Origin of the sequence: Methanocalculus sp. (assembly GCF_029762515.1) — an archaeon.
Classification (GTDB): Archaea; Halobacteriota; Methanomicrobia; order Methanomicrobiales; family Methanocorpusculaceae; genus Methanocalculus.
Map to the genome: position 1 here is coordinate 1 of NZ_JARVGN010000543.1, position 1238 is coordinate 1238.

Annotated in this window: 2 protein-coding genes; one reads left to right on the forward strand and one right to left on the reverse strand. The window is 52.3% G+C overall.

The window, feature by feature from the left end; genetic code table 11:
• Nucleotides 1-892 (forward strand): site-specific integrase (locus tag QCH34_RS13005; protein WP_300334749.1); only part of this gene is annotated, 892 nt, incomplete at its 5' end.
• Nucleotides 893-959: 67 nt separating this feature from the next.
• Here QCH34_RS13005 and QCH34_RS13010 read toward each other — a convergent pair.
• The coding region (locus QCH34_RS13010) for a hypothetical protein (RefSeq protein WP_300334750.1) at nt 960-1238 on the reverse strand (279 nt) is incomplete at its 5' end.

Below are 1238 nucleotides of genomic sequence, written 5' to 3' on the forward strand. Positions count from 1 at the left end.
TGAACTCAAGCTCTTCTTCCGTTGGCTTGTTCCCGAAAAGGCGAAGGAGCTGTTCAAGAACATCAAGATCAAAAAGGCCCGGCGACACCTTCCTGTGGATCAGCTCATCACCCGGGAAGACATCTCCCGGATGGTCGAGGCCTGCGACAAGATCCGGGACCGTGCACTTATCATGCTCATGTGGGACTCCGGGGCCCGCATCTCCGAGATCCTCGGCCTCAACATCGGGCATGTGCAGTTCGATCGTTATGGAGCTGTCATCATCGTAAGTGGCAAGACCGGGATGCGACGGCTGCGGCTGATCAGCTCGGTTCCCGATCTCCAGGCATGGGTGAACATGCACCCACAGCGGCAGGACGCAAATACTCCCCTGTTTGTCACCAGCAGGAAATTTGGTGAGAAGCCCCGACGCCTCAGCGATCGGACGATACAGAACCGGCTCAAGTTCCTCGCCCGCAAGCTCGGCATCACCAAACCTGTCCACCCCCACGCCATCCGACACGCCAGGCTCACCGACCTGGTCCGGAGCAATGGCGGGAAGCAAGGCCTCTCCGAGATGGAGCTGCGGCTGGTGGCCGGATGGGAGAAGAACTCGAACATGCCCGAGGTGTACGTTCACCTCTCCGGTGCCGACGTTGAGCGGAAGCTGCTCGAGAATGCCGGGCTCATCGACGACGAGGATGACCAGAAGGAAAAGGTTCTGGAGCCGATTAGGTGCCCGAGATGCAAGAGCATGAATCCCCATTATGCAACGTATTGCGTTTGTTGTTCGATGGCCCTGAACGAGGAAGCGGCCCGGAGTGTGGATGAGTCGGTGGAGACAGCGAAGGTAAGTCAGGAATATCGGAGGCTTACGGAAATATTGCATTCCATGGGATTTCAGAAAATATGATACATTTTTCATCAGTCAAGCGGAGTAAATAACTGAGCTTTTTGGGCAATTGGAACGTTGACAGATATTAGTTATTATGAGGGAGTATATTCACCAATTTTACCACAGTATCTGCTGACAAATTATGTTCTCTTCTTAAAATATAGTGGCACAGCCTTTCGGGATCGATAATGTCGATGTACTTATCCATTTTTTGATTCGGATACCAACCTTGTATCGAGATGATAGTGTTGCGGATTTTCGGCGTCCCGCCTCTCAATTGAAATCTTTTCAAATAATACCACAGAGCCAAGCTTGAACGCCTTACCTGGTACACCAACTTGTCAGATTTGCCATCGATGTCAGA